11 protein-coding genes are annotated in these 10066 nt (G+C 35.0%); 1 reads left to right on the forward strand and 10 read right to left on the reverse strand.

What is annotated here, in order from left to right:
• Position 1: 1 nt before the first annotated feature.
• Positions 2 to 802: a 4-hydroxy-tetrahydrodipicolinate reductase gene (dapB, locus tag RTL21_RS14960; RefSeq protein WP_312096812.1), complete on the reverse strand. Its 801-nt coding sequence runs from the start codon at positions 800 to 802 to the stop codon at positions 2 to 4.
• A gap of 33 nt (positions 803 to 835) precedes the next feature.
• Positions 836 to 1165 carry a nucleotide pyrophosphohydrolase gene (locus RTL21_RS14965; protein ID WP_312096814.1) on the reverse strand — a complete coding sequence of 110 codons (330 nt, stop codon included), beginning with the start codon at positions 1163 to 1165 and terminating at the stop codon, positions 836 to 838.
• 245 nt (positions 1166 to 1410) lie between these two features.
• On the opposite strand from RTL21_RS14965, the gene RTL21_RS14970 reads away from it, so the two are divergent.
• Positions 1411 to 2289, forward strand: a complete 879-nt coding sequence (locus tag RTL21_RS14970) for a YitT family protein (protein WP_312096816.1) — start codon at positions 1411 to 1413, stop codon at positions 2287 to 2289.
• Positions 2290 to 2513: 224 nt separating this feature from the next.
• Here the strand turns inward: RTL21_RS14970 and RTL21_RS14975 are convergent, their stop codons facing one another.
• From RTL21_RS14975 to RTL21_RS15010, 8 genes are all read right to left on the reverse strand, one after another.
• On the reverse strand, positions 2514 to 3698 hold the full coding sequence (locus RTL21_RS14975) for an MFS transporter (RefSeq protein WP_312096847.1): 1185 nt from the start codon (positions 3696 to 3698) through the stop codon (positions 2514 to 2516).
• Between the two features lie 207 nt (positions 3699 to 3905).
• Positions 3906 to 4580 carry a zinc metallopeptidase gene (locus RTL21_RS14980; RefSeq protein WP_312096818.1) on the reverse strand — a complete coding sequence of 225 codons (675 nt, stop codon included), beginning with the start codon at positions 4578 to 4580 and terminating at the stop codon, positions 3906 to 3908.
• Between the two features lie 60 nt (positions 4581 to 4640).
• Positions 4641 to 5453 (reverse strand): sporulation protein YpjB, encoded by an 813-nt coding sequence (gene ypjB / locus RTL21_RS14985; protein ID WP_312096820.1) that lies wholly within the window; start codon positions 5451 to 5453, stop codon positions 4641 to 4643.
• A 73-nt stretch (positions 5454 to 5526) separates the two neighbouring features.
• Positions 5527 to 6120, reverse strand: a complete 594-nt coding sequence (lhaT, locus tag RTL21_RS14990) for a lipoprotein heptaprenylglyceryl N-acetyltransferase LhaT (RefSeq protein WP_312096822.1) — start codon at positions 6118 to 6120, stop codon at positions 5527 to 5529.
• A gap of 139 nt (positions 6121 to 6259) precedes the next feature.
• Positions 6260 to 6805: a ReoY family proteolytic degradation factor gene (locus tag RTL21_RS14995; RefSeq protein ID WP_312096824.1), complete on the reverse strand. Its 546-nt coding sequence runs from the start codon at positions 6803 to 6805 to the stop codon at positions 6260 to 6262.
• A 325-nt stretch (positions 6806 to 7130) separates the two neighbouring features.
• A complete protein-coding gene (locus tag RTL21_RS15000) occupies positions 7131 to 8393 on the reverse strand; it encodes a tetratricopeptide repeat protein (RefSeq protein WP_312096826.1) in 1263 nt (420 codons plus the stop codon).
• 24 nt (positions 8394 to 8417) lie between these two features.
• Positions 8418 to 9317, reverse strand: coding sequence for a hypothetical protein (locus tag RTL21_RS15005; protein ID WP_312096828.1), 900 nt, complete (start codon positions 9315 to 9317; stop codon positions 8418 to 8420).
• Positions 9318 to 9454: 137 nt separating this feature from the next.
• On the reverse strand, positions 9455 to 10066 hold a 612-nt coding region (locus tag RTL21_RS15010), incomplete at its 5' end, for a 3-phosphoshikimate 1-carboxyvinyltransferase (protein WP_312096830.1).

Raw genomic sequence — 10066 nt, forward strand, 5'->3', positions numbered from 1 at the left:
CCTACTCCATAATATTTTCTAAGCCATATATCAATACATTAACTTTTAGTACCTCTTCTACTGCGAATTTAACGCCTGACATAAACGATGTACGATTATAGGAATCATGTCTAATCGTTAATGTTTCTCCCTCTGCTCCAAACATTACTTGTTGATGAGCAATTAATCCTGGTAAACGAGTAGAATGAATTCGCATACCGTCAAAATCAGCACCTCTAGCTCCTTTTATGGTTTCCTTTTCTTCAAGATGGCCTTGTCTTTTACTTTCTCGTACTTCAGCAATCAGCTCTGCTGTTTTTACAGCAGTGCCTGATGGGGCATCTAGTTTTTGGTCATGATGCATTTCCATAATTTCTACATCTGCAAAATAGCGCGCTGCCATTTTTGAGAATTTCATCATTAATACGGCACCTAGAGCAAAATTTGGAGCAATGATGCAGCCACGTTCCATCTCTTCACATAAGCTTTCTAACTCTGCCAAGTTTTCTTTCGTAAAACCGGTTGTTCCAACAACTGGTCTGACTCCATAGCTTAAAGCTGTCTTTGCATGATGCATACCGAATTTAGGTGTTGTCAAATCAATGAGCACATCTGGCTTTTCTGTTTGTAAACAGGCTTCGATATCCGTATAAATCGGTACATCATATGAAGCAAATCCATCTATCTCCTTTAAGCTTTTCCCCTCGTTTTTATGATCTAAAACAGCGACAAGTTCAAATTGCTCTGTTCTTCCCATTAAATAAACAGCTTCTTTTCCCATTCTCCCTCTTGGTCCTGCTATTACGATTTTTACTTTATTCAATGTACAATCTCCTTACTATTATGTATTTTTTCTTTAGTCTTTTCTTGTCCAACGGTCCTTATCACGTGTATTAAATTTATGCATAACACGATTATGCGCTTCTTCTAAATCTATATTTAGAGAATTGGCTAGACAAGTTAAGACAAACAGCATATCGCCAAGCTCATCTGTAATTTCTTTTTCCGTTTCTGTTTCTTTTTTTGGCTTCTCTCCATAGTAATGATTCACTTCTCGTGCTAATTCACCTAATTCTTCTGTAAGGCGAGCAAGCATAGCTAACGGGCTAAAATAGCCTTCTTTAAACTGCCCTATGTATTCGTCTACTTCTTTTTGTATATCTTTGACTGTTTTTTCTTTATTCAATATAAGCACCTCTTAAGTCAATAAGTAATCTTATCCAATTCCATGTTAGCTAATCTGCACCATTTTTACAAACATTTTTAACGAAGAAGCGTTTACATTTAAAACGCATGAAACTTTTACTAATTTTCAGCTGCCGTTTTATTATACTCGGTTTTTCTTCCTACATTGCTCAACTGAATGTGATTCGATATAATGGATACGCTAATAGCGATGCAATCTGTACATAGAGAAAGTAGGCTGATTTCATGTTTAAAGGTGTTAAAATTAAAAATGTTTTATTTATCCTATTAGGGTCTGCAATTTTTTCCTTTGGAATTGTTCATTTTAATATGCAAAATAATTTGGCTGAAGGTGGTTTCACAGGAATTACCCTCTTATTATATGCATTATGGAATTGGGATCCTTCCATTACAAATCTACTCCTTAATATTCCCTTATTTTTTATCGGATGGAAATTGCTAGGGAAAAATGTATTTATTTATACCATTATCGGGACGGTTGCAGTATCTATCTTCCTATGGTTCTTCCAACTTCCGAAGATTCAATTACAAATACCACTCACAGAAGATTTAACATTAGCTGCATTATTTGCAGGTACATTTATTGGAGTTGGATTAGGAATCATCTTCCGATATGGTGGTACAACAGGCGGCGTGGATATTATTGCTAGATTAGGTTTTAAATATTATGGCTGGAGCATGGGAAAAACCATGTTTGTGTTTGACTTTTGTGTCATTACCCTGTCCCTGCTAACCTATTTATCATATAGAGAAGCGATGTATACACTTGTAGCTGTTTTTGTTGGTACAAGAGTGATTGACTTCCTTCAAGAAGGGGCATATGCTGCAAGAGGAGCGATGATAATTTCAGACTTAAACGCCGAAATCGCAAATAAAATTATGAGTGAGATGGATCGTGGGGTTACTGTTTTAAAAGGTCATGGTTCCTTTACAAAACAAGATCGAGAAGTCCTTTATTGTGTTGTGGCGAAAACAGAAATTGTTCGATTAAAAAGTATTATTACAAGCATCGATCCACATGCCTTCGTATCAGTTAGTGTCGTTCATGATGTAATGGGAGAAGGCTTTACTTTAGATGAATATAAACAGCCTTTAGAAAAATAACTTCATTTATAAAAAATAATTATTATATAGTATGCATTCCTAGCATTTAACCGTTTAGACAGCTGAATAGATGCTAGGAATGCATTAAATTTCATAATCGTTAATTTCTATTGATTTCTTCATTGTTAACTAGATTTTCTTTGTACTACAATTGCTATACTGACATATGGAAAGCTAGTATGCTGTATGCAAGAAGCAAAAATATCACCCTTTGACAATTTAACCTATTTCAAAGTGGAATGAATTTCACTGACTCGCTTATCACTCGGCAGTAAATAGGTTAATACTCCAAGAAGAGGGAGCATACTGCAGATGATCATGATCGCCTGTAAGCTAAATGTGTCTCCTATTACCCCAAAAATCACTCCGCCAAGAGCCCCCATTCCAAATGCTAATCCAACAATTAAGCCCGAGACAAGACCGATCATGCCTGGGAGCAATTCTTGTGCATAAACAACTGTTACACTAAAGCTAGACTGCAAAATAAATCCGATGATAAATAATAAAGGTCCAATTAGCCAAAAAGGCATATGAGGTAACAGTAAAGCAAATGGTGCAGAACCAATTAATGAGAATAGAAGAACCGTTCTTTTCCCAAACCGATCAGCAAGCGGTCCTCCAAGGAAAGTTCCAATTACACCAGCAAGTAAAAATACAAAAACAAATATTTGTGCATGTTCAATCGTTAGTCCGAACTTCTCAATTAAATAAAAATGGAGAAAGTTACTGATACCTGCTCCATACCAAGAACGGGCAAATACAAGAAATATTAGCAAACAAATGGCAACGATAATTTCTTTATTCACAACAAATTCACGTTTAGCTTGCTGTTTCTTTTGTGGATTTCTACTATAAAGCTCTTTTTTATACCAATTAGAAACTTGGAATAAAACGATCATGCCTAAAGTTGCTAATAACGTAAACCAAATCGTGCCGAATTGTCCTGTACGGACAAAGATAAATGCTGTAAATACTGGTGCTAAAGACTGCCCGGCATTCCCACCCACTTGATAAATGGATTGAGCAAGGCCTCTTTTTGGTCCAGCTGCCATATAGGAAACACGTGATCCTTCCGGATGAAAAATCGCCGATCCAAATCCAATAAATAAAACAGATAATAAGACCAGATAAAAATTAGGTGCAAGCGATAGTCCAAGCATACCGATTAAACTTGATAGCATCGCAATTGGCAATAAATAAGGCGCAGGCTTTTTATCCGCTAGAACACCGAATACCGGCTGTAAAATGGATGAGGTAATATTTAAAGTAAAGGCAATCCACCCAATTTGCGTATAATTTAAGTCCATCGACTTTTGGATAACCGGAAATAAAGCAGGCACCACAGATTGCATACAATCATTCAAAAAATGCCCTAAGCTTATCGCAAATAAAATTCGATAAACCGTCATCTCTTGTCGCTTTTTTCCTTGAACGTATTCAGCAGTTTGCAAATAAACCCTTCTTTCTAAAGTTATTCATTTATGTAAATGGCATTGTTAATTATACACCTTGCTTTTCTACGATTCCATATTTTTTCGAAAAATCAAAATAAAATAAAAACTATTCAACAAAAGAACGATGCAAAAGAATCTATCCTTTGCATCGTCCTTTGTTTTCTATTCGTCTCTTGCCATCCCTGTATAGATTAATAGCAAACGAACTAATTCGAGAACTGCTACTGCTGCGGCTGCTACATAGGTCAGCGCTGCTGCATTCAATACTTTCTTCGTTTCTCTTTCTTCGTCATTTCTGATAATCCCTAATGAAACTACCTGATCCATTGCACGGTTAGATGCATTAAATTCTACTGGAAGTGTAACAAATTGGAACAATACACCAGCAGCCATTAAGATGATTCCAAGCAATAACAACCCTGAAATGTTCGCAAACATGCCAATTAAGATAAAGATCCATGATGCATTACTTCCAAAATTAGCAACTGGTACTAATGCCGAACGGAAACGCAAGAAAGAATATTCCTGCTGATCTTGGATAGCATGACCTACTTCGTGTGCTGCAATAGCAGCTGCAGCGACTGAATGACCATGATAGTTCCCAGAAGATAAACGAACAACTTTAGAGCGAGGATCATAATGGTCAGACAAAACGCCTCTCGTTTCTTCAACAGATACATCATACAACCCGTTTGAATCCAATATTTTTCTTGCTACCTCTCTACCAGACATCTGTGAGGATGTAGCTACTTTTGAATACTTTTTATATGCACTTTTTACCTTCAATTGTGCCCAAATAGGTATGAGAATAATTAATATAAAATACACAAAAAACATGTTTTTCCCCCTATTTCATCTTGTAGTATAATTTTATTGTAAGCAGGAAAAACACCAAAGTCAAATATTATCTCTTTTTTGCTTTGCTTGCCTTTTTTCCGCTTTATCACCGAGATATTTACGCCAGCCCACGTACGATAATGTAAGAATAATAATGCTTCCTGTAGAAATAATCACCCACCATAAGGAGGGATCCGCTTCATCCTCATACAGCTGATTAAAAACATCTTGTAACTCTGCTTCCAATTGACTTACTTCTTCTTGGTTCCCCTTTTGTTCAAAAACTTGTAATCGATACGTATTCATAAACTCAACAAGGGAATTTAATTCCTGAAATTGCGTTGTGGAAACATCTAGCTTGAGACTAGGATAAATGATTTGATATAACGATAAGAAAGAATCTAACTTTTCATTAAATCTCTCTTTATCTTCAGAAATAATCGCATCCTTCATGTCTCGATAGGTTGACATAACAGGTTCTTCCATCTGTGTCCATAAAGGCTGTTCCCCCGATGAAACAGCATCAACCGCCAATCGAAATTTCGTTACTGAATTTATCCGCTCATCATTATTAATCGATTGATTAGTAATTGCCTCTACCGCTTCATCATGTGTTCCAGTTAAAATTCTCCGTTCATCAAGTGTAAATGGGCTTCCATTTACCGTTACCGAACTAAACTGATTCGAAAAATAATCAAGGATTTTTTTGGCATCATCATAGCGTTCTGAACGTACAAGCTGTAATACTTCATCTGAAAGTGTATCTAATTCATCTAATTCTTTAGCAGGCGATTTTTGGTCTGCATATACAGAAAAAGAGATAGGCAATAGTAAAATCAATATCATTAACAACATAACCAATTTAGCCTTCATTCTTGTCCCTCCTCTATCTACTATTAAAAATGTATGATGAGTTGGACAAGGTTAGACTATAAAAATCGTAATACTATTGAATCTTCCATTGCAATTGTTCACTTTTTTTATATGCATAAAAAGCGATTAATAGACTTAAGATACTTAACCAAAAAGTAAAGTAACCGATATTTGCCATATATTGATCTAACACACTATATCTAGGCATCATTTTATACACATAATCAATCACATCATTATGTAAAGTCCAAATCGCTACAAGAATAATGTGGACCCATTTAAAACGATAAAAAGGAATGTATAATAAACCTTGAATCGCCATGGCACCGTGTGAGAAAATGAGCATCCAAGAATCTATCCCTATTGCTCCTGTTTCAAAATACACAAGAAAGTTCATTACTACTGCCCATATTCCATATTTAAATAACGTTACTAGCGCTAGTGCTTCCATAAGCGGCCAATTCTTCCTCCACAAGAACGCAATTAACACAAACACAAAAAAAAGACTTGCCGTTGGACTGTCAGGTACGAAGAACAAAAATTCCGTCGGTGTTTCTGCTAACTGAAACCTGTACCAATAATAGCCATAAGCAGTTCCAAAAATGTTAATAATGAGTAAAAGTCCTAAAAATGAGCGATTGCTTAGTATCATATAAATACTTCTCACACTATTTCCCCTTTTCAATAACTTATCGTCCTATTTTACCATAGTTTATTAGGTACAGGGAAATCTCTAGAGTACAAAAGCATTTTCACAAAATAAATCCCGTAAAGTTTTTTAAAGGCTTTACGGGACTAAAAATGAATTATTTATTTTGAAAAAATTTCAATTGATTCGTTAAGGTGTTAAACATCTCTTTATCTCCATTATCTAACGCATCATCAATTAACTGGAGAAGTTTTTCTCTTTGGAATTTTTCTATACTATTTACTAAAAATTGTTCCGCAATCATTTTGTCTTTTTCGGTTATTTGTAGCTTTTTTGGCATAAATGGATTTTCAACTAGTACAGCTGCGTACTGATGAACTTGATTTGATGCGTAAAAATTCAGCTGAATGTAAATATCTTCATCTCTATTAAGGCGAATATCATGAAAAGACTTTTCTGCATCAGTAGTCATCACATTTTCTTTATAAAATCTAAAAGGTACTTCATCTACACAATGAGTGGACATAATTAATCCTCTTGGACATTTTTCTGCATTTTCAACAAAATGGACTTTTTCCATCAATTGATCATGACTCATTAAATAATTTAAAATCCAAACACATTCCCGTCTCTTCAATTGATAGTGATTCAAAAACCAACGAATGAAGTCTTTTTTTTCATTGACAGATACAGGGGTTTTCATTTTGTAATTCCCTCCTCTGCTTGCAACAAATTTTTATTATCCAACCTGTTTTACCTGCATCGCTCCTAAGGAAATGACAATTCTTAAAGCGGCCAATAAGCCTTTTCTATAAAGCCCGTTGATTTCTAACTACAAACACTTGTTTTCCCCAGGGAGGGATGGAAGCATCCTCGCTAACGAGTTCTTTTTTCCATCTCCCATAGGAGTCAAGTATCCTCTGCTTCAATCATAACTAAAAGATTTAAACTATCATTGATACTAAAACAACAACCTTTACGTACACAGCTTTTGCAAAAATAAATTTCGTAGGTCTTTCATCCAACACTTACTCGTTATCCGTTAGGCGTTGCAATATTTCAATATACTCCTCATTACTTGGGTCTGTTTGTAAAAGCATATTAAAAATTTCGGCAGCATCCCTTCTTTTTCCTTCTTCTAAAAGAAAATATCCATAATCATATAGAAAATCTGGAAGTTCTTTAAAGAAAGTATATGCTAATTGATATTTGTTTAATGCCTCTGAATATTTTTCAATTCCATGAAATGCTTTAGCAGCATCCCAATGCAATTGAGGCTCTTCGATTTCTTGCTTATCCATCATCTCAATTAACTCTAAGACATCCTCAAAACGATCTTGCGTTAAGAATAATTTATTTAATAAAAGAACAGCTTCTGTAAATTCAGGATCCATTGCTAACGCTTCTCTAAAATGCTCCTCAGCTTTTTGTTCGTCTCCACGTTTTAAAGCTAATTTGCCACCATATAAGTATAAATCTTTATTAAACTCATCTTGCTTTATTCCTTCTACAACAGTATTATACGCATCATCAAGCATTTCTTCATGCTCATATGCTCGAGCTAAATACAAATAAAGGGATTGGTAAGAAGAATCCAAAGCTTTTACTTCTTCGAATCGATTAATGGCAATCGTATATAAACCTGCCTGCGAGGCCGTTAAAGCAAGATTAAAAAGAGTATTTATCTCTATTTTTTCCTCTAGCGCTTTTTCATAATAACCAATAGCATCCTCAAAGGCTCCGCCAGCACTTAAATTATCCGCAATTCTACCATTGATATTTACTCCTGCAATATTTTCTTGCATTGGTAACACCATTTGATAGGATTTAATTGCATCAGTAATTTTGCCTTGTTCTGAATATAATTCCCCTAAGGCAAAATCAATGATGACTTCGTCTGGCAAGATTTTTTTTGCTTCTTTCAATTTTTGTTCACTAACCTCATATAAACCATCCATTTGATAAAGGTCAGCGAGGAGCAGCAATGCTTGAGGGAAAGACGGATCTTTTGGATTGATTTGTTCTAAATAAGAAATTGCTATTTCCTCATTCCCCAATTCCATTTCCACTTCCGACACAAGGACAAGTAATTCTCCTTCTTCTGGATAAGCTTCCAATAATACTAAAAACAAATTTTTGGCTTCTTCCAAAAATCCTAGCTGAAATAGTTCCTCCCCTAATACAAATCTTTCTTCGTTATTACCCGATTTTAAAATATCTTGATAATATTTTAACGCTTTCTCTTGTTGTCCTTCTTCTAATAAAGATATAATTTCATTAACTCTTTCCATATAATAATCCTCTCTAATCCCCTTCTATATTGTCAGGAAGGAAGGTACTTTTACTTCAAGTAATTCACCAAAGCCGGGACGGTAAAACACCTTATCCCCTGCTCGAATACATTTTCCTTTGTGTATAGTCATTTGTATTCTATCATAATGATAAAGAAACAAATCGTTTTCTTCAATATTTATGATTGATTCGTCGAAAGCAAATAAATTATACGTTACTTCCCCACCTTGATAAACATTTCCTTTAAATGGGTAAATGCCCATTTTCACCAAATCAGGATAAGCTATAGTCATCCCTTCCTTTATTTCACGAGCAATAGATGGTATTTTAACATCTCTCATTAAACTTGACCATATATTTTGCGTCATTTTCTTTTCTTGTTCATTTTGCGATAAAAAAATCGGTACTAATGGCGCATTATAAGGGAATAAAGCCTCTTTAATCCATCCCCAGGGCACTTGATATAAAGCTCTAGCATCATCAATCTCGATAAAAATAACAGGAACTTTTTCTCTTTTGCACAATCGAACAAAGGTAGGTGATAATAATTTCAAAGGAATTTTTACAGCTGTCACATAATCAATTGCACAATTTAGTAATTGACTATTGATTTTCTTTAATTGCACGGCCAATTCCTTTTCCCTTTTTACCTCTATGTAAAATAGGAAGGTTGTACACCCTTTTTTTATTAGATTCTCTTCTATATAATTTCTTTGCTGAGTATTAGAGGTGATTTTCTGCACTTGATTATCTAGCATAACTGTGGTGGGAGTCATTATATAAGGAGAGCCGTCCATTCGCATATATTGATAGGAGTGGAATTTGTCTTTAATCAATTCAATTCGGTTATCCTCAATCAGGATAGATGTCTTTTTCAATCTTCGCCTCTTTACTAAATGGATATCTTCAAGGATATATCGCATTTTAAATCACCACCTGTTCTTTTAAGACAGGCTATGATGTAAAGTTAGCAAATATTCCTTCAATTAGTCTTTTGATGATTTCCTAAACCAAAAAAATCGTCGACAAACATATCCTTGTTCATCGACGACCTATTAATTTAATTAGACAATACATTAAGATGCTCGAAGAAAGATGGATAGGACACTGCAATCGCATTGGTATTTTCAAGGATAATTTCTCCTTCACAAACCTGAGAAGCAATTGCAAGCATCATGCCGATACGATGATCTCCATGAGAATCTACTTTCGCTCCAATTAGCTTCGTCCCTCCAGTGATGATCATTCCATCATCTGTTGCTTGTATGTCTGCGCCTAACTTATTTAGCTCCGTCACTACTGTATCAATTCTATTTGTTTCCTTTACTTTCAATTCATGTGCATCTTTAATAGTCGTGATACCCTCTGCCTGCGTTGCTAACAATGCAATAATCGGGATTTCATCAATTAATTTAGGAATAATCTCTCCTTCAATTGTTGTCCCTTTTAAATTGCTTGTCCTAACCTTAATTGTTCCTGTTGGCTCAAAAATATCAGCATCATTTTTATGAATCTCCATGTTTGCTCCCATGTCATGTAGTACATCTATAATCCCAGTTCTTGTGGGATTAAGCCCAACATTATTTAATGTAATACTACTGTTAGGAACGATACAACCTGCTACAAGGAAGAATGCTGCAGATGAAATGTCCCCAGGAACATGAATTTCCGT

Origin of the sequence: Niallia sp. (assembly GCF_031978665.1) — a bacterium.
In the GTDB taxonomy this organism is placed as follows: Bacteria; Bacillota; Bacilli; order Bacillales; family Cytobacillaceae; genus Niallia.